The following is a 23,239-nucleotide window of genomic DNA, read 5'->3' as shown; positions in this document are numbered from 1 at the left end:
TGCCGCGGCAGAGGGGGACTAGTCATAGTTGCTGAACCGGCTTGGCGTGCTGGTTTGCTCGCGCAGGGTCTGGTAGCGCGGGACGTGTTGCTTGAGGGCTTCCAGCGGGCTGGCGCCCAGGCTCAGGCGGGAGAAGCCCACGAACTCGATCTGGAACAGAAGGCGTGTGTTGGAGGTGGTCACGCTGCTTTGCAGGCGCTCCAGCACCACGCGGCCGATCCAGCAGCAGCTGTCGTATTCGAGGCCCACGATGGTGTCCACGAGCTTGCGGTCTTGCAGGCTGTAGTTCAGCCGGCCCACGGTGTACCAGCGGCCGCCACCCTGGCCTCCGCCAGTGGTTGCGGGTTTCGCGTCGCCGCCCCACAGGGCGCTCAGGGGCCATTGCCAGCCGATGTCGATCTGCTCGCTGGTACCGCGCTGCAGGCGGTAGGCAGCACTCACGGTGCGGTAGTTGCCCGGCGTGTAGCGCGCGCCGATGGTCGAGCGGATGGACCGGCCGGTCTTGGGGTTGTACTGCACCGTGGAATCGAAGCCCCATTGCGGCGTCCACGTGATGCCCGCGCCCAGCAGCAGGTCGGACAGGCGCTCGCTCACGGGCGCGGCGCCCGGCAGCGTCACCTTCTGGTCCGAAAAGCGCACCCGCTGGGCGATGCCAAAGCGCGCGGCCTCGGCGCCGGTGCTCGGGTCCAGCAGGCGCGTGGTCACGCCCAGCGTCAGCAGGTTGTTGTCGGCCAAGCGGTCGTTCCCGCCATAGGCATTCTCGGTGAAGATCGTCGCGAAGTTGAAGTCGTTGGCTGCCGTGTCGTATACGGGCAGCATGCTCTGGTCGCGGTAGGGTGTGTAGGTGTAGAACGCACGCGGCTCCAGGGTCTGCAGGAAGCTGCGGCCAAAGTAGGCGGCGTCGCGTTCGAAGACCAGCCCGCTGTCCAGGCTGAAGGTGGGCAAGGTGCGGTCGGCCGAGCGCCGTCCGTTGGACAGCGGCGTGTCGAACTGGTACTGCGTGGCATGCAGCTGCAGGCGCGGCGTGATGAATCCGCCCGGCGACAGAAACGGCCGGCTGATCTGCGCCATGGCGTAGCTGCGGTGAGCGTTGGGCTGCCCCGTGAGCTCGCGCGCGGCCTGGAACCGCGTGGTGTCCAGCTCCACGGTGGCGTCGAGCCCCCCCCCCAGCTGTGACGGCGCATAGCGCCACTGGAGCTGGGGCATGCGGTCGTACGGCGGCACGATGGGGGCGGTCACGTCCTGCAGCGTCTGCCACTTGAGCGTGCGCACGCTGGCCGACATGTCGTTGCCCCCCCACGACAGGATGGCGTCGCCGGGCAGCAGGCGCTGGCGCAGCACTTCGGAGGCGCGGCCAAAATCGCGCCAATAGTTGTCGTCGCTGACCCGGTTGACGTTGAGGTTCAGCCCCACCCCGCCGATCGGCGTGGGGAAGGCTCCCTGGTGCTGGCCCGAGAAGCTCCACCGCATCCGGTCGCGCAGGCGGTCCGACGGCATGACGTCGGCGCTGAGCTTGCCGCTGTAGGTCGGCTCCAGGTAGCGGAACTCCCCGCCCAGGTTGGCGCCCCGCTTGGTCATGAGGGCTGCGCGCAGCGTGGCGTCGCGATTGGGGGCGATGTTCCAGTAGTACGGCTGCGTGTACGCCAGCCCGTCGCGGCTGTCGAGCCCGATGGTGGGCGGCAGCAGGCCGGACTTGCGCTTGTCGGACAGCGGGAAGGTGATGTACGGGACCGGCAGGATGGGCACACCCTTGAATTCAAGCACTGCGTCCTCGGCCGTGCCCACCTCTTCCTCGTTGTCGATGCGGATGGTGCCAGCGCGCAGCACCCAGTCGGGCTCCCAGCTCGCTTCGTTGCCACGCTGGCAGGTGGTGTAGGTGGCGGTGTAGACCACGGCCCGGTCGCGGTCGATGAAATCCACCCGGGTGGCTTCACCATGCGCCTGGTTGGCCAGGAACTTGTAGCGCGCGTCGCTGAAGAAGCCTTCGAAGGCGTCCACGCGCAGTTCCAGCGCCGTGCCTTCGTACACGTTGCCCGCGCGGTTGATGCGCACGTTGCCGTTGGCCTTGGCCAAGTCCTGCGGTACGTTGTAGTCCAGCCGGTCTGCGCGGATCACGGTATCGCCGCGGCGCAGCTCGGCGTTGCCTTCGATGACGGCGTTCAGGTCGGTCTGCCCTTCCACCCGGTCGCCCGACACGAACACCGGCAACTGGGGCCGCACCGCGTCCGGGATTTTTTCCTGCAACAGGGGCGAGCTGCGCAGGGCGGGCGCAGGTGCGTCCCACGCACTGGCGGGCGGGGCGCCGCTGCTGTCCGCCTGTGCCAGCACGGCCTGGGGCAGGCCGCACCAGGCCAGGGCCACACCATAGGCCAGGGCACGGGGCACGGGGGCGGCGCGCAGGCGCCGGGTCCGCAGGGGCGGAGTCTGCACGGTGGAAGGCTTGCGACGTGGCACGTGGGCGGTGGGCGGGGGCAGATGCGTTAGAGGGAGGCCCACCCCAGGCAGCCGGGGGCGGATTTGTAAAATCGGATTATCCATGAGCCACCCATCCTCTTCTCCTGCCGCCTGCCCGCCCGAGGGCGCGGCCGTGGCAACCCCTGTTGCTCCCACCGTCACCTGGCCCGATGCAGCGCGCCAAGCGGCCTTTCAAGCCTGGCTGGCACCGCTGGTCACGCCGCACCAGTTGCTGCCCGACACGCTGCGCCCTGCCTCGGCCGACGCCAGTTTCCGGCGCTACCTGCGCATTGACAGCGCAGCCGGGGGCAGCCTGATCGTGATGGACGCTCCGCCCGACAAGGAAGACTGCCGGCCTTTTGTGCGCGTGCAGCGCCTGATGGCGGAGGCGGGCTTGCATGTGCCCCAGGTCCTCGCGTTCCACGAGGCGGGCGGCTTCATGCTGCTGTCCGATCTGGGTCGTCAGACGCTGATCGAGCTGCTCGACCCGGCCCGGCCGCACGACGCCTTCGCCTGGTACAACCAAGCCACCGATGTGCTGCTGGACTGGCAGAAGGCCTCGCGGCCGGGCGTGCTGCCCGTCTACGACGAGGCCCTGCTGCGCCGCGAGCTGGCGTTGTTCCCCGATTGGTACCTGGCCAAGCACCGGGGCGTGGTGCTGGATGACCGGCAGCAAGCCACCTTGGCCAGTGCCTTTGATGCCATCGTGGCGCACAACCTGGCAGCTCCGAGCGTGTTCGTGCACCGGGACTTCATGACCAGGAACCTGATGGCGGCCCCAGAACAGGGCGGGCCGCTGGGTGTGCTCGACTTCCAGGATGCGGTCTACGGCCCCATCACCTACGACATCGCCAGCCTGCTGCGCGATGCCTTCATCAGCTGGGAAGAGGAATTTGTCATCGACATTACCGTGCGTTACTGGGAGAAGGCGCGCAAGGCCGGGCTGCTGGGTGCGGGCAGTGCGAGCGGTTGGGGGGACGACTTTGGCGAGTTCTATCGCAGCGTCGAATGGATGGGGCTGCAGCGCCACCTGAAGGTCGCCGGGATCTTCGCGCGGCTGACACTGCGCGACGGCAAGCCCAAGTACCTGGCGGACGCACCGCGCTTTCTTCGCTATATCCGTGCCACGGCCAACCGCTACCGGCAGCTGGGTCCGTTGCTCAAGATGCTCGACCAGATCGAAGGCACCGAGCCCCTCACGGGGTTTGCCTACGGGCGGATGTAGTCCGCTGAGGCGCGCTCCCGGAATATGAATTCAATATGGCTCTGGCGCTTGTCCATCAAGCGCGAGCAGCTATCAATAGAGTAGCTAATGCCCCGTTTCCACTGCCCCGCCCCTTTGGCCGCCGGCGCCGAGCTGGACCTGCCTCCGGGCGCAGCGCGGCATGTGCAGGTGCTGCGCCTGCAGCCGGGGGACACCATCACGCTGTTCCATGGTGGCCTGGGTGCCGACGCTCCTGGCGGCGAGTTTGACGCCACGGTGCTGCGCATGGGCCGCAGCGATGTGCGCGTGCTGGTGGGCGCGCACCGCGCCATCGAACGCGAGGCGCCGCGCGCCGTGCACCTGCTGGCTGGCATCACGGCCAACGACCGCATGGACTGGCTGGTGGAGAAAGCCACCGAACTTGGCGTGGCCAGCATCACCCCCTTGATGGCGGAGCGCAGCGTCCTCAAGCTCAAGGGCGAGCGCGCCGACAAGAAGATTGCCCATTGGCAGGCTGTGGCCGTGGCCGCGTGCGAGCAGTGCGGCCGCAACCGCGTGCCGCTGGTCCATGCGGCGGTGGAACTGGCCCGGTGGGTCGGGACGCCGCCGGACGGTGCGCTGCGCCTGCTGCTTTCTTTGCGCGAGGGCACCGCACCCCTGGGCTCGGCCGCCGCGCCGGGTGGTCCGGTGGTGTTCCTCTCGGGCCCCGAGGGCGGACTGAGCCGGGCCGAAGAAGACCTGGCACTGCAGCACGGTTTTGCGCCTGTCACGCTCGGTCCGCGCGTGCTGCGGGCCGAGACGGCGCCGCTGGCGGCATTGGCGGCGTTGACGCTTCTGTAGGCCTCCGGCGCCCTTGGGCCCGCATGGGGCTGTTCTGGATGTCTGTTGCAGAGCGCAGAGCGGCCTCCAAGACCCTGTGGACCGAACAGGGCTGTTCCTTGCGGAGCAACCCTGGAGGCTGTACGCTGGGCAAGCCGCGCCCTGCCTCAGGGTGCACCGCACCATCCTTTCCGGCAGGAGTCTTTCATCTTGCACACGCCTTCCCGCTGGCAACGCGTCCGGGATGTGGTCCTCTCGTCCAACCCCCGGCGACGCACGCTGGTGGGCATGGCGCTGCTCGCGTTGGTGCTCATGGCCTGCAGCGCGGGCGTGATGCTGATGATTGCCGCGGCCAGCAGCGAGGTGGACGCGGTCGCGGTGCAGTGGTGGGCCGCGATCTCCGTCGGCGGGCTGATGGTGATGACCGCCTTCATCCGGTCCGGCGCGACGGCGGGGCTGGCCGATCCTTCGCTCACGGTGCCGCAAATGGTGTGGACCATCACCAGCGGCGCGGTGGCCTACGTGCTCGCGGGCGATGCCCGGGGTGTGGTGCCCAGCGTGCTGGCCATGATCCTGTTCTTTGGCACTTTCGGCCTCTCCGTGGCCGAGGTGATCGGCATCGGCATCTACGCGCTGCTGGCTTTTGCGTGCGCGGTGGCCGCGACCACGCGCTACAACACCGGCCCCTTCGGCTATCTGGACATGGCCTATGCGCTCATGGTGCTCATCGTGCTGGGCGGCAGCATTGCGCTGAACCTGCGCATCCAGCGCATCCGGGCGCGGCTGCGGGAGCAGCGGGAGGCCCTGGCCCACGCCCTGGCCGTGAACCGTGAGCTGGCCACCCGCGATGAACTCACCGGCCTGCCCAACCGCCGCGCCATGCAGGACCTGATGGGGCTCGAACATCGCCGCAGCGTGCGCAGCGGACGGCCCATGCTCCTGGCCCAGTTGGACATCGACCACTTCAAGCGCATCAACGACGCCCACGGCCATGCCACCGGCGACCGTGCCCTGCAGGCCTTCGCCAGCGTGGTGCGCGCGAGCGTGCGCGACACCGACGTGCTCGCGCGCTGGGGTGGCGAGGAGTTCGTGCTGCTGCTGTCGGAGACCCGCCTGGACGATGCGCGCGATCTGCTGGAGCGTTTGCGCCACGCCGTGGCGACGATGGAAATCCCCCACACCGACGGCGCGCTGCGCATGACCGTCTCGATCGGCGTGGCCGTGCACCTGCCGGGCGACACGGTGGACTTGACCCTGGAGCGCGCGGACCAGGCGCTCTACACCGCCAAGTCGCTGGGGCGCAACCGCATCGCCGTGGCGCCATCCACCCCGCGCGGGACGCCCTTGCGCGGTGCGCGCGCTTGACGCTGCGGCTCTCCGGCTCGTTCGCCCAGCTTCAAGCGCTCAGGCGCGCTGGTGCACGCAACTGCTCGGGCGTGGTGAAGTAAGCCGCCGATGCGCCGAGCGCGGCCCGCGCCCGGCCCAGCTCGTGCCGTGCCACGGTGCGCAGATGCACTTCGTCCGGGCCGTCCATCAGGCGCAGCGCGCGCCCCCAGGTCCATGCTGCGGCCAGCGGCGTGTCGGGCGACAGGCCCATGGCCCCAAAGATCTGCATGGCGCGGTCCACCACACGCTGCTGCAGGCGCGCCGCCACCACCTTGATGGCGGCCACCTGCGCTCGCGCGGCCCGGGCGTGCGCGCCATCGCCGGCCGCACTGCCGTGGTCGAGCAGCCAGGCGGCGTGCAGCACCAGAAGCCGTGCCTGGTCGATCTCGATGCGTGACTCGGCGATCCACTCCTGCACGTTGGCCTGGTCGGCCAGCGGCTTGCCGAAGGCGGTGCGCTCCAGCGCGCGTTCGGCGGCGAGCCGCAGCGCCAGCTCGCACTGGCCAATGGTGCGCATGCAGTGGTGCACGCGCCCCGGCCCCAGCCGCGCCTGTGCCATGGCAAAGCCCGCGCCCCAGGCGCCGAGCAGTTGGTCGGCGGGCACGCGCACGCCCTGCAGAACGATCTCGCAGTGCCCCTCGGGCGCTATGTGATGCACCACGCCGATGTTGCGCACGATCCGCAAGCCCGGGGCGTCCACCGGCACCAGTACCAGGCTGTGGCGCGCATGCGGGCTGGCGGGGCTGTCTTCGCCGTCCTCTCCCGCGTTGCGGCACAGCGCGATGAGCAGGCGGCAGTGTGGGTGCGCTGCCCCGGTGATGAACCATTTGCGGCCGTGAATCACCAGCTCGCCGCGGTCGCGGCGCACCGTGGTCTGCAGGTTGGTGGGGTCTGATGAGGCGACGTCGGGCTCGCTCATGGCAAAGGCCGATCGCATGTGGCCGTCCAGCAGCGGCGCCAGCCACTGCGCGCGCTGCGCCGGCGTCGCAAAGCGGTGCAGAAGCTCCATGTTGCCGGTGTCGGGTGCGTGGCAGTTGAAGACCTCGGCCGCCCAGGGCAGCGTGCCCATCGCCTCGGCCAGCGGCGCGTAGTCCAGGTTGGACAGGCGCGTTCCAGGCTCATCCGCCTGCAGGCCTGGCAGGAACAGGTTCCAAAGGCCCTCCTCGCGCGCCAGCGCCTTCAGGTCGTCCAGAAACGGCGGCGGGTAGTCGCCGGCCTGCACAGCCGCATGCCACGCGGCGTTGTAGGGCAGCACATAGCGGTCGATGAACGCCTGCAGGCGGTTGCGCAGCTGAAGGGCCAGGGGCGAAGGGGTGAAGTCCATGCAGCCATTGTGAAAACGCCGTCCAGCCGCGTCACAACGCAGGCGACACTGGGCTTGACTCACATCACGACGGCAAGGCTGGCATGCATTTGCTTCAATTTTGATAGCTAATGACGCTTTTCTGTAAAGCGCCAGAGGCCGTTTCGGTTGCTAATCACTTCGCCAGGCACGCTACCATCGGCGCCATGAGTACCCATTACGAGACCCTGGCCCATGCCGATGCTTACCGTGAGGCCTTTGCGGTGGAACCCCCGCCCGGGCTGGGCGAGCGCCACCTGTGGCCGCGCAAGCCGGGCGGCTTCATCGTGCACGCCGCCACGGCAGCATTGCTCCAGGGCAAAGACGATGCGGTGCCTGCGGCGGACGGCGAAACCGCCGACACCGCGGGGGGTGAGGCTGCCCGCCAGCGGGTGTTTGTGCCAGCGCAGTGGGGGCTGGTCCCCCATTGGGTCAAGTCTGCCTCCGATGCGAAGCTGCGGGCGCCCAAGCTGGTGAACGCCAAGTCCGACACCGCTTCCACCGGTACCGCGTTCCGCGATGCCTGGCTGAACGGCCAGCGCTGCATCGTGCCCATGGTGGCGTTCTACGAAGATGACCTGCGCACCGGCAAGGCCGTGCCCACCCGCATCGCCCGGGTGGACGGCAAGCCGATGGGTGTGGCCGGTCTGTGGGCCCGTTGGCAAGGGTCCGATGGCGAGGTAATCCTCAGCTATTGCCTGCTCACGGTGAATGCCAATAACCACGCCTTGCTGCGCCGCTACGGCCAGCCTGGCAGCGAAAAGAGCATGCCCGCCATCCTGAACGAGGGCGCCTATGACGCATGGCTCACCGCACGGCCTGAAAAGGCCAAGGAGTTCATGCGGCAGTACGCGGCGCAGTGGCTGACGGCCAACCCCGTGGAAAAGAAGGCGGACAAGGTGCCCAAGGGACTGCTGGGCTGATCCGTGATCCGTAATCCGTTGTGCACGGCCGGGTTTTCCGCAGAGCGGGACACCCGGGCACGCGGCTTGGATGGGCAGCTGCGTTAGCGACCGCGCAGGTTCCCCTTGTCATCGGCAATCACGATCTCCACGCGGCGGTTCATCGCCCGGCCTTCGGGCGACGCGTTGTCGGCCACGGGGTGGGCCTTGCCGTAGCCGCGCGCGGTGATGCGGCTGGTGTCGACGCCTCGCTGCACCAGCGCATCGCGCACGGACTGGGCGCGGCGCTCGGAAAGGTCCTGGTTGTAGCTGTCGGATCCCACGCTGTCGGTGTAGCCCTCGATCAGCAGCTTGCGGTCGGGAAACTGCTTCAGGAAGCTTGCGAGCTTGTCCAGGCGCGGCGCGGCCTGGGCGGACAGCTCGGCCTTGTTGAAGGCGAAGAGCACGTCACCCAACGTGACCAGCAGCCCCCGCTCGGTCTGCTGCGCTTCCATGTCGCGCAGCTGGGCTTCGAGCGCGCGCACCCGGTCTTGGGCGGCATTGGCCTGGGCTTGCGCTGCTGCGGCGGCAGCTTGCTGCTGCGCGGCACGCTGCTCGGCCGTCAGGGCCTGCTGCTGTGCTTGCTGGGCGCGCATCCGGGCCTGGTCGGCCTCCAGCGTGCGGGCTTGCAGGCGGATGCGGTCGGCTTCGCTGCCGGCCTGCTGGATGTTGGCATCGAGCTGGCGTGAGCTGGCGGCATTGGTGGCAATCTCGGCGCGCTGGCGGGCGATGTACGCGAGGTGATTTGTCTCGGTTTCGTCGTGGTCGTCGGCCCATTCGCGGTCGGCGCGGGCCAGGGCGTCGGTGGCTTCCTTCAGCTCCACGGGGGCGTACTGGTTCACGATGGGGTCGCCCGCCGCGGCGCTCACGGCGGATCGCGCCTGTTCCAGCGCGGCGGAAGGCGCCGTGCTGGCGCAGGCCGCGAGCAGGCCTGCGGCGATCAGGCTGGCGCACAGGGCGGATGTTCGGCGGATGAATGGATGGTGCATGGTATGTTGTCCTTCAAGTTCAAGGTCGGTCCGCGGGCGCTGCGAGGTTCGGCAGCGCGGAGCCGGGGAATGGGGTGAACGGCGCGCGGGGCTCAGCGCGGCGACCGGCGGTTGATCTCTTCCTGCAGCGCCCGGATGCTGTCCTGCACCTGCGCGAGGTTGGTGGCGTTGCGGGTCGCCTCGGCGCGTGTCTCTGCCACGCGGGCATCCACCTCGGCCTCGGCGGCCAGGCGGCGGGCGTTGCGGTAGTCCTGCTGTGCCATGGCCTTTTCGGCCAGGATGAGCTTCTCCTGCGCGCGTTGCAAATCCGTGGGCGCCGCCGTTGCGGTGGCCGGCGCGGCGGCCACGCGATTGACGGCGGTGCGTGCCACGGCCATCTGCTCGGTGGGCGGCGGAGTTGATGAGCATGCCGCGAGGGCACCCAGCGCGAGCGATGCGGTGGCGATGCGAAAGTAGGCGGATGAGTGCATGGTGGTCTGGACTCCTGCGATAGAGGTGGTTGGGGCTGGCGGTGTGCGGCAAGCGGGGCCGGGGTCAGCACGCCAGCGGTGGCCAGGGAGGCATCCCGGGATGCGACCGATTCTGGAAGGCGGCGCTTGCCACCCGCGTAGGCTGGCCCTCGGTATCGCTGTGGGCCAGGTCTTACGAACACTTGCAATTTCGCGCGGGCCAGCTGCCAGCTCGTTGTCGGGCGCAGTGCGTGCGCCTTCTGCAGCCGGCCTGTCTGCGGCCAAGTCCTACGGAAAAGCGGGGATCCCTATGGCAACCTTGGGCAGCGCGCACAGCGCCGGCCCGCACGGCCAAAGCCTCTCGCGCGTCCCGTCCGCTTCACTCCCCCCTACGACCACCCGATCAGAAGGAGCATCGACCGCATGCAAGATTCCACATTCATGACCTGGATCCAGGAGACCACGGTCCTCGGGGTTCCGTTGTGGAGCCTGATGGTGGCCAGTGCCGCCGCCGTGGCCACCTATGGGGGGATCCTGATCGTGCTGGCCTTGCTCACGGGCCGTGCGCGGAACTGGGCCAGCCAGTCGCAAAGCGGTGTGGCCACCACCATGGTGGATGTGCTGGAGGGCACCAGCCGCCTGCTCATGCTGGTGGTGGCGCTGCTGGTAGGGGCGAGCCTGCTCGACTTGCCCGGCCGCTGGGAGAGCCGGCTGAGCCAGCTGTGGTTTGTGGCGGTGGCGCTGCAGATGGGTCTGTGGGGCATGCGTGCCATTGGCATCGGCGTGCGGCACTACCTGGCGCGTCACGCTTCGAGCGGCATGACGCAGGTGGGGGCGTCTGCCACGCTGATGTCATGGGGGCTGCGCACCCTGCTGTGGAGCGTGATCCTGCTGGCCATCCTCTCGAACGTGGGCGTCAACATCACGGCATTCATCGCCAGCCTGGGCGTGGGCGGCATTGCCGTGGCGCTGGCGGTGCAGAACATTCTGGGCGATCTGTTCGCGTCGCTGTCGATCGCGGTGGACAAACCGTTCGAGGTAGGGGACTTCGTGGTGGTGGGCAACGTGGCCGGCACGGTGCAGATGATCGGCCTCAAGACCACCCGCATCCGCAGCCTGCAGGGTGAAGAGGTGGTGATGTCCAACACCGACCTGCTCAAGCAGACCATCAACAACTACCGCCCCATGCGCGAGCGCCGCATCGTGTTCACCTTTGGCGTGACTTACGACACGCCGGTGGACAAGGTGGAGGCCATCGCGGGTGTCGTCCAAAGCGTGATCCAGGCCCAGCCGCAGCTGCGCTTTGATCGCGCCCACTTCAAAGCCTTCGGCGCCAGCTCGCTCGACTTCGAGGTGGTCTACATCGTCGAAGACCCGGCGTTTAACCTGTACATGGACAGACAGCAGGCCATCAACCTCGGGCTGATGCGCGAGTTCGAGGCCATGGGTGTTCAGTTCGCATTCCCCACCCGCACGGTGCATGTCGCCTCGGTGCCCCCGGGCGCCAGCGCCGCGGGGGGCATCGATCAAGGGGGCGGCCCGGCCGCCCGCCCGCCGGTGCAGCAGCCCTCGGCTGCGCAGCCAAGTGCGTAGCTACATAAACGATAGCTGCTTTCGCCTGATTTGCAAGCGATAGCGGCCAATTTGATCTATTTTTTCTGGGGTGGTCGAGCGCTGCTGCGCAGCCGCTTCAGCTGCCGCCTGCGCCAGCGCAGCATCGCCAGCTGGCCTACGGCCACCAGGGCCAGCAAGCCCAGCTGCACCTGCTGCTGCCGCGCCCGCACCTGCAGGATCTGAAGTTCGGACGGCACAGCCTCGCTCTGCCCGCTCGCGCCGCCCGGGCTGGCTGCGGGCAGCAGATCGGGCGTGAGGTCGGTGCCGGCCGCAGCCACCGCCGCACCGGTGCGTGTGGCCGCCACAGCAGCCACGCCGGCCTGGGAGCCCCGCTCCTCGGCATAGACCTTGGTGAACTCCGCTCCCAGCAGAAAAATCTGAGCGGCGTAGTACACCCAGGCCAGCACCACCACGAGCGATCCCGCCGCCGCAAAGGCCTCGTCAACGCCGCTCTTGCCCAGGTAGAGCCCGATGGCGAACTTGCCCAGCTCGAACAGCACGGCGGTCGCGGCCGCGCCCACCCACACGTCGTGCCAGTGCAATCGCACCGAGGGCATGAACTTGAAGATCATGGCGAACAGCACGGTGGTAATGCCCAGCGCCACCACGGTGTTGATCGCTTGCAGCGTCACCTCCCATGCAGGCAGCAAGCCGCTGGCCCAACTGCCCAGCGCGGCCACCGCCGCGCTCGTCACCAGCGACACCATCAGCATGAACGCCAGGCCCAGGATCAGCCCGAACGACAGCACGCGCGCGCGCAGCACGGCCCATACGCCCGAAGGCTTGGCCTTCTCCGGCACGTGCCAGATGCGGTCCAGCGCGCTTTGCAGCTCGGCAAACACGGTGGTGGCGCCGACCAGCACCACGACGGAGCTGATCAGGCCGGCCGCCAACCCCCGCGATGGTTCGCTGGCCGAGCGCATCAGCCCCTGCACGGCCATCGCGCCTTCCAGGCCGATGAGGCCCTGCAGCTGCCCGACGATTTCGCCCTGCACGGCCTCGCGGCCGAACAGCGCGCCGGCCACGGCGATGACGATCACCAGCAAGGGAGCCAGCGAGAACATCGTGTAGTACGAGATGGCTGCGCCCATGCTGGGGGCGAAGTCGTCAATCCAGGCCATGGCCGCTTTTTTGGAGAGGCGTAGAAGGCGTTGCGGGCTCATCGGTGCACAGGGGTGGGTTGAAACAGGCGGGGTGGAGGAGTGGCGGAGTCGCAGAGCGCGGTGGCGCGGTAATCACGGCCCCGGCAGCGCATAGGCAATCACATCGTCACCCGCCTTGGTGCCCAGCGAACCATGGCCGCCGGCCACCACCAGCAGGTACTGACGCCCATCCGCGCCCAGGTAGGTCATGGGCGTGGCCTGGCCGCCGGCGGGAAGGCGGCTGCGCCAGATCTCGCGGCCGTTGCTCACGTCGTAGCCGCGCACGTAGTAGTCCAGCGTGCCGGACAGAAACGCCACGCCGCCCGCGGTGGTGATCGGCCCGCCCAGGTTGGGCACCCCCATGCGGAAGGGCAGCGGCAGTGGCGAGCTGTCGCGCACGGTGCCATTGCGGTGCATCCAGGCCACCTTGCCGGTCGTGAGGTCCACTCCGGCCACGTAGCCCCACGGCGGCCGCTGGCACGGCAGCCCCAGGGGCGACGTGAAGGCGCTCAGCTTCACCGCGAACGGAGCGCCGAAGTTTTCGTTGAGGGCGGGCAGGCTGTCATGGGGGCGCTCCTTGCCCTGCACGACCAGCGTGCTGTTGTCCGGTCGGCGCACCAGCTGCGACTTGAACGCGAGGTAGGTTGGAGTGGCGAAGGCGATCTGGCGCACCGGGTCCACCGAGATGCCGCCCCAGTTGAAGACGCCGAAGTTGCCGGGGTAGATGAGCGACCCCTGCTCCGACGGCGGTGTGTAGCGCCCTTCGTAGCGCAGGCGTTGAAAGGCAATGCGGCACGCCAGTTGGTCGAACATCGTGGCGCCCCACATGTCGCGGCCCGTGAGCGCGGGCGGGTCGAACGAGAGGTCCGAGCGGGGCTGCGTCAGCGCGGTGTAGTCGCCCTCGGCGGCGCCTTGGGGGGCCGGCACTTCGTGCACGGGCAGCAGGGGTTCGCCCGTGCGCCGGTCCAGCACAAAAAGCTCGCCCTGCTTGGTGGGCTGCACGAGTGCTGGCACTGTGGCGCCGCGGATGGTGAGGTCCAGCAAGCTGGGCTGCGCGGGTACGTCGTAATCCCACAGGTCGTGGCGCACCGTCTGGAACACCCAGCGCACATGGCCCGTGGCCAGGTCCAGCGCCACCACCGAGGACGAGTGTTTCTCGACCGCCTCGCTGCGCTGCCCACCCCACTGGTCCGGGGGCTGGTTGCCCAGTGGAACATAGACCATCCCCAGGCGCTCGTCCACGCTGGAGATGGACCAGCTGTTGGGCGAGTTGGGCGTGTAGTGCTGACCCGGCGCGAGCGGTGCGGTGTCCTCCGGTCTGCCGGAGTCCCAGTTCCACACGAGCGCGCCGGACTCGGCATCGAAGGCACGGATCACGCCCGACGCTTCCTGCGTGGAGACGTTGTCCAGCACGGTCCCGCCCACGATGAGCAGCCGGGCGGTGGCCACCACGGGCGACGTGGAGTAGTAGGAGCCGGTCTTTGCGGGTGGCATGTTGGTCCACAGGTTGATCTGCCCAGTGCCCCCGCCAAAGCTGCTGCAGACCGCCCCGGTATCCGGGTCCAGCGCAATCACGCGGCCGTCGGCGGTGGGCATGTACAGCTTGGCGCCGCAGTCGGCCCGCATGAGGGCGCCCGGCCTCGCCGCCACTGGCAGGCGGCCCGAGGGCTCGCCGGGAGCGGCACCACTGCCGGAGGCCTGCGGCATCGCAGGCGGCGGAGGCGGGGCAACAGCGGCGTCCGGCGCGGCGCGGGGCGGAGCCTGCGTGCCCCCGGCCGGCTCGGCCGTGGGGGGCGGCAGGACGACGGTGGCCGCCGTTGCAGATGCGGGCGCCTCCGGAGCTGCCGCGGAGGGGGCCTGCGGGCTGGCGGCCGCTGGGCGGTACGAGAGTCCGCGGCAGGTCAGGTGCTGCAGTGCCAGTGGGTTTTGAATCTCTGGATCGAACCGCCACACTTCCTTGCCGGTCGTCGCATCCAGCGCAATCACCGATTGATGGGGCGTGCACAGGAAAAGCCGGTTGCCGATCTTCAGCGGCGTCACCTGGAACGTGGTCTCTTCCGGGTCGCCAGGCCGCCCGCGCAGGTCGCCCGTCTTGTAGTGCCACGCCACTTCGAGCCGTGCGATGTTGCTGGGCTGGATCTGGCTGAGCGGCGAGTAGCGCTGGCCCAGGCCGGTTCGGCCGTAGGCATGCCATTCGCCCGGGGGCGGCAAGGCGGGGCTGTCGGCCGCTGGCGCAGCGGCCGCTGCAGTGGCCGCGGGCAGGGTGCCTTCCGTGCGGTGCGGGTCGTGAAACCACGATGCCACCGCCACCAGCGTGAACAGCAACAGCGATGCCGCCAGAATCAGGCTGGAGGCGTGGCGCAGGGGAGTGGGCACGGCCGTGGCGGGTGGATGTTCCCCCCCCGGGGTGTTCGCCCGGCGGGCCAAGCGAAGTGGCAAGCCCCGCCGTACCCAGGGTGTGAGCAGCAGGAGGCCCAGCAGAAACGGCACATCCAGGCGCGCGGCCAATGGCCACCAGTCGAGGCCCGCCTCCCACAGCGACCACGCCAGCGTGGCGCCCACGTACGTGCCGAACAGGCCCAGCGCCCAGGGGTGTCCGCGAAGCAGCAAGAGCCCGCAGGCCGTCCACGCGAAACCAGCGACCAGGTAGTACCACGAGCCGTCCAGCACGGCCAGCCATCCGCCGCCCGCCACTAGGATGAGGCCCAGCAGCACCATCAGGCCTCCAATCGTGCGCGCAGTCCGTGCCGGATAGATGGCTTGCATGAGGTGGCGCTCCTGGAAGGCGTTGAAGGAGGGCGGTACCGTGGCCCGGCAGACGCCCGCGTTGGCCCATGCTAGGGGCGCGGCACGCGCCGGCCTGTAGGAAGGGGGAGGCCTCCGCCGTAGGCTGCGCGGGCGAGGCGGCCAAAAAAAAAAGCGCCCGAAGGCGCGTTTTTTTGAACCGGGGCGTGGCTTACTTGGCCGACACCACGCGCACCATTTCCAGGCACTTGTTCGAGTAGCCCCATTCGTTGTCGTACCAGCTCACGACCTTCACGAAGGTGCCGTCCAGCGCGATGCCGGCGTCCGCGTCAAAGATGGACGTGCGGGTGTCGCCGCGGAAGTCGGTGGCCACCACCTTGTCTTCGGTGTAGCCCAGCACGCCCTTGAGCGCGCCTTCGGACTGGGCCTTCATCTCGGCCTTGATTTCGTCGTAGGTGGCAGCCTTGTCCAGTTCCACCGTCAGGTCCACCACCGACACGTCGGAGGTGGGCACGCGGAAGGACATGCCGGTCAGCTTCTTGTTCAGCGCGGGGATCACCACGCCCACGGCCTTGGCAGCGCCAGTGCTGGAGGGAATGATGTTTTCCAGAATGCCGCGGCCGCCGCGCCAGTCCTTGTTGGACGGGCCGTCCACGGTCTTTTGCGTGGCAGTCGCTGCGTGCACGGTGGTCATCAGGCCGCGCTTGATGCCCCACTTGTCGTTCAGCACCTTGGCCACGGGGGCCAGGCAGTTGGTGGTGCACGAGGCGTTGGACACGATGGCCTGGCCAGCGTACGTGTCGTGGTTCACGCCGAAAACGAACATGGGCGTGTCGTCCTTCGAAGGGGCCGACAGGATGACCTTCTTGGCGCCAGCGTCGATGTGCTTTTGCGCCGTGACCTTGTCCAGGAACAGGCCGGTGGATTCGATCACCACGTCGGCGCCGACTTCATTCCACTTCAGGTTGGCAGGGTCGCGCTCTTGCGTCAGGCGGATCTTCTTGCCGTTGACGATCAGCGTGTTGCCTTCCACGGCCACGGTGCCGTCGAAGCGGCCGTGCACCGAGTCGTACTGCAGCATGTAGGCCAGGTAGTCGGGCTCCAGCAGGTCGTTGATGCCCACGACTTCGATGTCGCTGAAGTTCTGGATGGCCGAGCGCAGCACGTTGCGGCCGATGCGGCCGAAGCCGTTGATACCAATCTTGATCGTCATAAGGAGCTCTCCAAGGTTGCAAAGTCGAAATCGGGATCTGCCGCCGCGCGCCCGCTGGCAGCGGGGCACAGCGGGCAGGAGAAGTTTTAGCGGGCCTTCTTGGCGGGCTTCAGGCGTGCCGCACCGGTGGCCACCAGCACGGCATCGGCCACGTTTTCTTCGGTGAAGCCGAAGTGCTTGAACAGCACGGGCGCGGGGGCCGATTCACCGTAGGTGTCGATGCCCACCACGGCGGCGCAGCCGTATTTCCACCAGCCGTCGGTCACACCCATTTCCACGGCCACGCGCGGCACGCCGGCGGGCAGCACGCTGCTCTTGTACTTGGCGTCTTCGCGGTCAAACGTGGTGGTGCTGGGCATGGAGACCACGCGCACCGGCACCTTCTTGTCGGCCAGCAGGCGCTGGGCCTTCAGGGCCAGCTGCACTTCGGAGCCGGTGGCGATGATCACGGCCACGGGCTTCTTCTTGAGGCCCACGTCGGCGGGCTCGCTCAGCACATAGGCGCCGCGCGAGATGTCGCCCAGGTCGCGCTTGGGCGCGTAGGGCAGGTTCTGGCGCGACAGGGCCAGCACGGTGGGCTTGTTGCGGTTGGACAGGGCCACGCTCCAGGCCACGGCGGTCTCGGCCGTGTCGGCAGGGCGCCAGACGTCCAGGTTGGGGATCAGGCGCAGGCTCGCGACGTGCTCGATCGACTGGTGCGTAGGGCCGTCTTCGCCGAGACCAATGGAGTCGTGCGTGAACACGTGGATCACGCGCTGCTTCATCAACGCGGCCATGCGGATGGCGTTGCGGCTGTAGTCGCTGAAGGTCAGGAAGGTGCCGCCGTAGGGGATGAAGCCGCCGTGCAGTGCCACGCCGTTCATGATGGCGGCCATGCCGAACTCGCGCACGCCGTAGTTGATGTGGCGGCCACCGGTCTTCTGGCCGTTTTCCAGCGTGGTCTGCACCACGTGGCCCTGCATGTCAAAGCGCAGGTTGGGCGTGCTCTTGGTGTTGGTGAGGTTGGAGCCCGTCAGGTCGGCGCTGCCGCCCAGCATTTCGGGCAGGGCGGCGGTGAAGGCTTCCAGCGCCAGCTGGCTGGCCTTGCGGCTGGCCACGGTCTCGCCCTTGGTGTGGGCGCCCACCACGGTGTCCACGGCCACCTGGGCAAAGTTGGCGGGCAGGTCGCCCTGCATGCGGCGGGTGAACTCGGCGGCCAGCTCGGGGAAGGCCTTGCTGTAGGCGGCAAAGCGCTCGTTCCAGGCGGCTTCGGCATCGCGGCCGGCGGCCTTGGCGTCCCAGGCGGCGTACAGGTCTTCCGGCACCACGAAGGGCTCGCTGCTCCAGCCCAGGGCTTCGCGGGTGAGCTTGATTTCTTCGGCGCCCAGCGGTTCGCCGTGGGCCTTGGCGGTGTTGGCGCGGTTGGGGCTGCCTTTGCCAATGTGCGTCTTGCAGATGACGAGCGTGGGGCGCTCGGTCTGCTTCTTGGCTTCGGCGATCGCATCAGCCACCTTGTCGGCGTCGTGGCCGTCGATGGGGCCGATCACGTTCCAGCCGGCCGAGACAAAGCGCAAGGCGGTGTTGTCGGCAAACCAGGGCGTCACCTGGCCGTCGATGGAGATGCCGTTGTCGTCGTACAGCGCGATCAGCTTGTTCAGCTTCCAGGCGCCTGCCAGCGAAATCGCTTCCTGGCTGATGCCCTCCATCAGGCAGCCATCGCCCAGGAACACATAGGTGTTGTGGTCCACCACGGCATGGCCTTCGCGGTTGAACTCGGCAGCCAGCAGCTTTTCGGCCAGCGCAAAGCCCACCGCATTGGTGATGCCCTGGCCCAGCGGGCCGGTAGTGGTTTCCACGCCGGGGGTGATGCCCACTTCGGGGTGGCCGGCGGTCTTGCTGTGCAGCTGGCGGAAGTTCTTGAGTTCGCCGATGGGCAGGTCGTAGCCCGTGAGGTGCAGCAGCGAATAGATCAGCATCGAGCCGTGACCGTTGGAGAGCACGAAACGGTCGCGGTCAAACCACTGGGGGTTGGTGGGGTTGTGCTTGAGGTGGCGAGCCCACAGGCCCACGGCCATGTCGGCCATGCCCATCGGGGCGCCGGGGTGGCCGGAGTTGGCTTGTTGAACGGCGTCCATGGCCAATGCGCGGATCGCATTGGCCATCTGTTGGGATTGCTGGGTGTTGGCCATGGGGGAGGGGCTCGGGTGGGTGGTTCGGGGGAAACCCGGCATTTTACCGGGGCGGCTTTCGGGCACCTGAATCGGCCGGAACGCAGGCGGAGGGCCACCGCGATGCACTACAGTGCTGCCCCATGCAAGGCCTGCACCTCACCGCTGATCTCCATGGCTGCCGTTGCGCCGCCGTGTGGCTGCTGGACGCTGCCGCCCTGGGCGCGGCCTGCGCGGACGCAGTGCGCGCCGCAGGGCTGCAGGCCGTGGGGCAGTTGTTCCATTCCTTTCCCGCCACGGCGCACGGCCCCGGCGGGGTGACAGCTACTATTTTGCTAGCGGAGTCGCATCTTTGCGTGCACACCTGGCCCGAACAGCGCGCCGTGACGCTCGATGTCTACGTCTGCAATTTCGGGGCCGACCATTCCGGCCGGGCGCGCGCGCTGATGGACGCACTGCTGGCCCTGTTCGACCCCGCCACGGTGCAGCAGCACGCCCTGCAGCGCGGCGCCGTGAAAGCGCCCGCCGCATGATCCCAAGCACCCCGCAACGCCCACAGGTTCCCGCGCTGCTGCTGGCCGCAGGCCGCGGCGAACGCATGCGCCCCCTGACCGACACCACCCCCAAGCCGCTGCTGGCCGTGCAGGGCCAGCCGCTGCTGCAGTGGCATTTGCAGGCATTGCACGCGGCGGGAGTGGAGCGGGTGGTGATCAACACCGCCTGGCTGGGGGAGCAGATCAGCGACCGGTTTTCCAATGTTTTTGGCCTCCAGCGCTTGCTGGACAAGCGCGGAGAGCTATTAATTTCATACTCCCACGAGGGGCTGGACTTTGGCGGCGCGCTGGAAACCGCCGGCGGCATTGCCCGCGCGCTGCCCCAGCTGGGTCCGGTGTTCTGGCTGGCGGCCGGCGACGTGTTTGCGCCGGACTTCGTGTTCGACAGCGCCGCCGTACAGGCCTTTGAAGCCAGCGGCCACCTCGCCCACCTGTGGCTGGTGCCCAATCCTGCCCATAACCCAAAGGGCGACTTTGGCCTGTCGGACCAGGGCCTGGCGCTGAACCTGCCCGCAGGCGATCCCGCACCGCGCTACACCTACAGCACCATTGCCCTGCTGCGCGCTGAGCTGTTCGCGCCGCCCTGGTGCGACATCCCGCCAGGCAACCCCGGCGGGATCAAAGCCCCGCTGGCGCCGTTGCTTCGCCGCGCGATGGACAATGGCCGCGTCAGCGCCGAGATCTATGCCGGCCGCTGGACGGATGTCGGTACGCCCGAGCGGTTGGCAGAGCTCAACCGTTGACGGCTTGACGCCTTGCCGAAGGGTTGCCGCGCGGACGATCCTCCTGTGGCACGTGCAGGCTCGTGGGCCTATTCGGTAGGCTGCCGTGGGGTGTTTTCTACCGCCGCCGGTTGCCCGCCCAGCATGCCGGCCAGACTTTGCGCCATGCCGGTGATGCCTTCGTTCGACAGGCCCGCATCCTTCATCACTGCATCCACGATGGGTTTGGCGATCTGGTATTGAAGGGCTGAGTTCATGACCTGCTCCGGAAAGGTGCCGCCGGCAGCGGGGCTGCCTGCTTGGCCCGTCCCCTGGCCGGCGCTGCCGCCGGGCATGCCGCCGACCTGCACGATACGGATCGAGTCGATTTTCTCCATGGGGCGGACCGCCTGCTCGATGATCTGGGGTAGCTGCTGCAGCAGCAGGCTACGCACCTGCAAGTCCACCTGCGCTGCCGACAAGGTGTTCAGCGCCTCGTTCAATGCGCGCTTGCCCTCGGCTTCGGCCAGCGCCGCGGCTTGGCGGGCGCGGGCCTCAATGGTGATGGCCTCGGCGCGGTCGAGCGCTGCTTCCTTTTCGGCCGACGCCGAGACCCGGATCGCGATGGCGTTTTGCTCGGCGTCCTTGGAGGCCTCGATCAGCTGGATGTTCTTGTCGCGCTCGGCCACCGCCACTTGGCGTGCGGTGTTCACGGCTTCTTCGGCCTTCACGGCCTCGGCGCGCGCCAAGTTGGCGGCGGCGTCGGCGTCGGATTGCTCGCGCGATTTCGTGGCAATCGCGATCTGCGTATCCTGACGCGCGATTTCCACCTGCTTGCGTTGCTCGGCGCGCTTGGTCTCGGTGTGGCGCTCCAGTTCGATCTCGCGCGTCTGGATCACTAGGTTCTTCTCGATTTCGGCGGCCTTGATCTCGCGCTCGGCCTCAATGCGCTTCTGGCTCACCTGGCGCTCGGCCTCGATCTTGGCGGCCTCGGCCTCGCGGTTGCGCTCGGCCTGCTGCATTGCGATCAGTGCGGCCTGCTCGGCACGGGTGGTCTCGATCTCGCGCTTTTGCGACAGCGAGGCGAACTCCTGGTCCTTCTCTATGGTGAGCTTCTGGCGTGTGGCCTCCAAGTCCTTGGTGCGCACCTGCACCTCGGTGTCCTGCTCCACATCGTTGCGCTGCTTGCGGCGTGCTTCCGTTTGCTCGGTCAGGCGCGTCAAGCCTTCGGCGTCAAAGGCGTTGTTGGGGTTGAAGAACTGCTTTTCGGTCTGATCCAGGCTCGTCAGCGATACGGATTCAAGCTCCAGGCCGTTCTTCTCCAGGTCCTCGGCCACGGCGTTCTGCACCGCCTGCACGAAGTCGCGGCGCTTGTCCTGCAGCTCCTGGATGGTCATGGTGGCGGCCGTGGCGCGCAGCGAGTCGACGAACTTGTCTTCCACCAGGGCCTTGAGTTCCTCGGGGCTCATGGTGCGCGCGCCCAGGGTCTGGGCGGCGATGCTCACGGCTTCCTCGGTCTGCTTGACGCGCACGAAGAAGGCGGCCGTCACGTCCACCCGCATGCGGTCTTTGGTGATCAGGCTTTCCTTGGCGCGGCGCACGACTTCCAGTTTCAGCGTGTTCATGTTCACCAGCACGCGTTCGTGGAACACCGGCAGCAGGATGGCACCACCATCCATGATGACCTTCTGGCCCCCGAGGCCGGTGCGCACGAAGGCGGTTTCCTTGGTGGAGCGCTTGTACAGGCGCGAAAAAACGATGCCGATGGTCAGCAGCGCCAAAAGGGCGATGCCGGCAATGCTGCCCACTTCGATCAGGTTGTTCATCTCTTGGTTTCTCCCTCGGTTGAATGTTGTGCGGTCGGATTTATTGCGGGCTACATGAGCCCGGGGTGCGGGTTGGCGATGCACCGGTAGAAGGCGCCGACCTTGCGCACGATGAGGATCTGCGCCCCCTCGTCAAACACTTCGTCGTCCACGTCCGGTTCCACCATCAGGAAGTGGGTGCGGCCATGGGTGTCGCGCACCCGGGCCTGGGCGGCCAGGCCCCGGCGTGCCGCGCCAGCCGAGACCACGCCCGGGCGGCCGATGAGCGACATCTCGCTCACGGCCGATGTCTCGTCGCGTGGAATGATGTGAGCGATCAGCGCGCCCAGGCTGCGCACGGTGGCCATGCCCGGCGCAATCGCGGCTAGGCCGGCGAGCCAGACCGGCAGGTAAAAGCCCAGCAGGCCGTGCGCGACCTTCTGCAAGCTGTAGCCGAACACGGCGTAGCCCATGAGGAACAGCACCAGCAGCACCAGCGACGGCACCTTGCCGAGGTGCAGCCAGCCCAGCACCCGGTCCAGGCCGCTGTCGCCATGAACGTCCGGCAGCAGGTCATCGATCCAGTTGCTGGGACTCAGCGAGATCAACATGCCCAGCCCTTCGACCAGCGCAATGCCGACGATGAGCGCAAACGCCACGCCGAAGGGCCAGGTCTCCGGAGCAGTGAATAGGCCCACGATCACGGCTTGACGGCCTTGAGTTGCGCCATACGCTCGGCGATCTTGTTGTCGCGCACTAGGTCGTCCAGCTCCTTGAGCTTGGCCGCCTGGTCCAGCGTATTGGTGCGGTCTGTGCCCGACAGGCCCGTCTGTCGGGCATAGATGCGGTCGAACGCGCCTGCCACGGCGTCCATGCGCTCGGCGGGATTGGGGCCACCGCCCTGCGCGGCGGACGGTGCAGCGCTCGCGCGGCTCTTGCGGAAGGCTTCTAGTGCCTCCGTCATCTCGCGCTGCTTGGCCAGCAGAGCGGCCATATAGCCGGTGAGCTCGCTCTCCTGCCGGGCTAGCTCGGCCAAAGTGGTTTCCAGCACCGGGATCTGCGCCTCGATATCGAGCTGGCGTGCCACCGCAGCGCGCGCCAGGTCTTCGCGGCCGGCGACCAGGGCCTGCTCGATTTGCTCGGCCAGCTTGCCGTGCTGGCCGTTGAGGTTGGCGTGCTGCTGCTGGGCGAGATGCCGGTTGGCGCTGGACAGGCCCAGTTCATGGCGTACGTCGCCGATGACGGCGTCAGCCTCGCGCAGCGACTGCTCCATCACGGCGACAGGGGCCTGGTTTTCCAGGTGGTCCACCAGCGCGTGCACGCTCCCGGTGATCACGCGTCCGACGCGGGTCTTGAGGGAATCTGCCATCTCAGGCTCCTTTCGAGGGTTGAAGGGTATGGGCCAGCTCCAGGGTGGCCGCTGCATGCCGCTGAACGACGGCCGGATCGTAGGCGCTGGCTTGGCTTGTGGTGGCCTGGCGCAGCAGCATGTCACTGAGCGCGAATCCGCGGCGCACCAGCAGGTCTTCGAGTTTGGCGGCCTCTTGTTCGGATGTGGGAGCGTTGCTCACAACGATCGCCAGGCAGGTCGTGACATGGTCCAGCATGGCGTTGAGCACGTCGGAGTGCCGGCCCGTCTGGCCTTCCATTCGGACCAGCGCATCGCGCAGCCGCCCCGTGATGTCCCGCGCCCACGCATGGGCCGCGACATAGTCCAGCGCTCCGTCGTGGTGG

General features: G+C 68.1%; 19 protein-coding genes. 7 read left to right on the top strand and 12 right to left on the bottom strand.

Translation table 11 applies throughout. The features are described from left to right. Positions 1 to 18: 18 nt before the first annotated feature. Complete coding sequence (locus MRY84_RS06515) at positions 19 to 2,538, bottom strand: LPS-assembly protein LptD (RefSeq protein WP_291504931.1); 2,520 nt, start codon at positions 2,536 to 2,538, stop codon at positions 19 to 21. Here MRY84_RS06515 and MRY84_RS06510 point away from each other — a divergent pair. The 3 genes from MRY84_RS06510 (at position 2,537) to MRY84_RS06500 (ending at position 5,842) form a co-directional block, all read left to right on the top strand. After that, entirely contained in the window at positions 2,537 to 3,679 is a 1,143-nt protein-coding gene (locus MRY84_RS06510) for a phosphotransferase (protein WP_291504930.1), read from the top strand. The genes MRY84_RS06515 and MRY84_RS06510 overlap by 2 nt on opposite strands. 87 nt (positions 3,680 to 3,766) lie before the next feature. After that, complete coding sequence (locus MRY84_RS06505) at positions 3,767 to 4,498, top strand: 16S rRNA (uracil(1498)-N(3))-methyltransferase (protein ID WP_291504929.1); 732 nt, start codon at positions 3,767 to 3,769, stop codon at positions 4,496 to 4,498. A 189-nt stretch (positions 4,499 to 4,687) separates the two neighbouring features. Then, positions 4,688 to 5,842 carry a diguanylate cyclase gene (locus tag MRY84_RS06500; protein WP_291504928.1) on the top strand — a complete coding sequence of 385 codons (1,155 nt, stop codon included), beginning with the start codon at positions 4,688 to 4,690 and terminating at the stop codon, positions 5,840 to 5,842. Positions 5,843 to 5,873: 31 nt separating this feature from the next. On the opposite strand, the gene MRY84_RS06495 is transcribed toward MRY84_RS06500, so the two are convergent. After that, entirely contained in the window at positions 5,874 to 7,187 is a 1,314-nt protein-coding gene (locus tag MRY84_RS06495; protein WP_291504927.1) for an acyl-CoA dehydrogenase family protein, read from the bottom strand. Positions 7,188 to 7,372: 185 nt separating this feature from the next. On the opposite strand from MRY84_RS06495, the gene MRY84_RS06490 reads away from it, so the two are divergent. Beyond that, positions 7,373 to 8,128, top strand: coding sequence for an SOS response-associated peptidase family protein (locus MRY84_RS06490; RefSeq protein ID WP_291504926.1), 756 nt, complete (start codon positions 7,373 to 7,375; stop codon positions 8,126 to 8,128). An 83-nt stretch (positions 8,129 to 8,211) separates the two neighbouring features. Here the strand turns inward: MRY84_RS06490 and MRY84_RS06485 are convergent, their stop codons facing one another. After that, entirely contained in the window at positions 8,212 to 9,135 is a 924-nt protein-coding gene (locus MRY84_RS06485; RefSeq protein ID WP_291504925.1) for an OmpA family protein, read from the bottom strand. A 92-nt stretch (positions 9,136 to 9,227) separates the two neighbouring features. After that, a complete protein-coding gene (locus MRY84_RS06480) occupies positions 9,228 to 9,605 on the bottom strand; it encodes a DUF4398 domain-containing protein (RefSeq protein WP_291504924.1) in 378 nt (125 codons plus the stop codon). Between the two features lie 402 nt (positions 9,606 to 10,007). On the opposite strand from MRY84_RS06480, the gene MRY84_RS06475 reads away from it, so the two are divergent. Next, positions 10,008 to 11,177 (top strand): mechanosensitive ion channel family protein, encoded by a 1,170-nt coding sequence (locus MRY84_RS06475; protein ID WP_291504923.1) that lies wholly within the window; start codon positions 10,008 to 10,010, stop codon positions 11,175 to 11,177. A 56-nt stretch (positions 11,178 to 11,233) separates the two neighbouring features. Here the strand turns inward: MRY84_RS06475 and MRY84_RS06470 are convergent, their stop codons facing one another. The 4 genes from MRY84_RS06470 to tkt form a co-directional block, all read right to left on the bottom strand. After that, entirely contained in the window at positions 11,234 to 12,361 is a 1,128-nt protein-coding gene (locus MRY84_RS06470; protein WP_291504922.1) for a YihY/virulence factor BrkB family protein, read from the bottom strand. Positions 12,362 to 12,433: 72 nt separating this feature from the next. Continuing rightward, positions 12,434 to 15,106, bottom strand: a complete 2,673-nt coding sequence (locus tag MRY84_RS06465) for a membrane-bound PQQ-dependent dehydrogenase, glucose/quinate/shikimate family (protein ID WP_291504921.1) — start codon at positions 15,104 to 15,106, stop codon at positions 12,434 to 12,436. Positions 15,107 to 15,296: 190 nt separating this feature from the next. Beyond that, on the bottom strand, positions 15,297 to 16,298 hold the full coding sequence (gap, locus tag MRY84_RS06460; protein WP_291504920.1) for a type I glyceraldehyde-3-phosphate dehydrogenase: 1,002 nt from the start codon (positions 16,296 to 16,298) through the stop codon (positions 15,297 to 15,299). Between the two features lie 86 nt (positions 16,299 to 16,384). Next, positions 16,385 to 18,466, bottom strand: coding sequence for a transketolase (gene tkt, locus MRY84_RS06455; RefSeq protein WP_291504919.1), 2,082 nt, complete (start codon positions 18,464 to 18,466; stop codon positions 16,385 to 16,387). A 122-nt stretch (positions 18,467 to 18,588) separates the two neighbouring features. Between tkt and MRY84_RS06450 the strand changes: the two genes are divergently transcribed. Together MRY84_RS06450 and MRY84_RS06445 are read left to right on the top strand one after the other, a co-directional pair. Continuing rightward, positions 18,589 to 18,978 (top strand): S-adenosylmethionine decarboxylase, encoded by a 390-nt coding sequence (locus MRY84_RS06450; RefSeq protein ID WP_291504918.1) that lies wholly within the window; start codon positions 18,589 to 18,591, stop codon positions 18,976 to 18,978. Then, positions 18,975 to 19,742 (top strand): nucleotidyltransferase family protein, encoded by a 768-nt coding sequence (locus MRY84_RS06445; RefSeq protein WP_291504917.1) that lies wholly within the window; start codon positions 18,975 to 18,977, stop codon positions 19,740 to 19,742. The genes MRY84_RS06450 and MRY84_RS06445 overlap by 4 nt, the downstream gene beginning before the upstream one ends. Positions 19,743 to 19,810: 68 nt before the next feature. On the opposite strand, the gene MRY84_RS06440 is transcribed toward MRY84_RS06445, so the two are convergent. From MRY84_RS06440 to MRY84_RS06425, 4 genes are all read right to left on the bottom strand, one after another. Beyond that, positions 19,811 to 21,526 (bottom strand): flotillin domain-containing protein, encoded by a 1,716-nt coding sequence (locus tag MRY84_RS06440; RefSeq protein WP_291504916.1) that lies wholly within the window; start codon positions 21,524 to 21,526, stop codon positions 19,811 to 19,813. A 50-nt stretch (positions 21,527 to 21,576) separates the two neighbouring features. Beyond that, positions 21,577 to 22,209 carry a YqiJ family protein gene (locus tag MRY84_RS06435; protein ID WP_291504915.1) on the bottom strand — a complete coding sequence of 211 codons (633 nt, stop codon included), beginning with the start codon at positions 22,207 to 22,209 and terminating at the stop codon, positions 21,577 to 21,579. Further along, the gene (locus MRY84_RS06430; RefSeq protein ID WP_291504914.1) at positions 22,206 to 22,874 is read right to left on the bottom strand and encodes a PspA/IM30 family protein; all 669 of its coding nucleotides are present in this window, start codon (positions 22,872 to 22,874) and stop codon (positions 22,206 to 22,208) included. Before MRY84_RS06430 ends, MRY84_RS06435 begins: the two co-directional genes overlap by 4 nt. A gap of 1 nt (position 22,875) precedes the next feature. After that, positions 22,876 to 23,239 (bottom strand): hypothetical protein (locus MRY84_RS06425; protein WP_291504913.1); only part of this gene is annotated, 364 nt, incomplete at its 5' end.

It is taken from the genome of Acidovorax sp. (assembly GCF_022763525.1).
Taxonomy (GTDB): Bacteria; Pseudomonadota; Gammaproteobacteria; order Burkholderiales; family Burkholderiaceae_C; genus Acidovorax.
The sequence above is the reverse complement of the archived record's forward strand: the minus strand, read 5'-3'. Positions and strand labels throughout refer to the sequence as shown.